Below are 408 nucleotides of genomic sequence, written 5' to 3' on the forward strand. Positions count from 1 at the left end.
GAATAATGATTTGACGGTCAAAGTTATGATCATCGCTGATGGTGACTGTAACCGTCCCGTTTGGTGTTTCCGTGTTACCCCACGTACCAGCCTGTTTCGGGAATGATTTGGATACAGCTTTAACGAAGTCACCTCTGACCTGAGTCGCCTCCAGCATGCCCTTAATCGTACAGTTTTCATTTACCGTGACATTGTTGAGCGTCCCGGCGTTCGCATTCACACTGCCACTGATATCCGCATTTTTAGCGGTCAGCTTTCCGTCTGATGTCAGGGAAAATACCGGAGGACTGCCACCACTGGTAATGGTGGGGGCCGTCAGGCGTTTCAGGAACACGTCGTTCATGAATATCTGGTTGCCCTGCGCCACAAACATCGGCGTTTCATTCCCGTTTGCCGGGTCAATAAACG

At 50.5% G+C, this 408-nt stretch carries 1 protein-coding gene; it reads right to left on the reverse strand.

Features of this window, described 5'->3' with window-relative positions:
• Positions 1-408, reverse strand: a 408-nt coding sequence (locus tag HEN33_RS25525; RefSeq protein ID WP_445297914.1) for a phage tail tip domain-containing protein, incomplete at both ends; no start/stop codon positions are given.

The sequence above is a fragment of the Escherichia sp. 94.0001 genome (assembly GCF_013369155.2).
In the GTDB taxonomy this organism is placed as follows: domain Bacteria; phylum Pseudomonadota; class Gammaproteobacteria; order Enterobacterales; family Enterobacteriaceae; genus Escherichia; species Escherichia coli_F.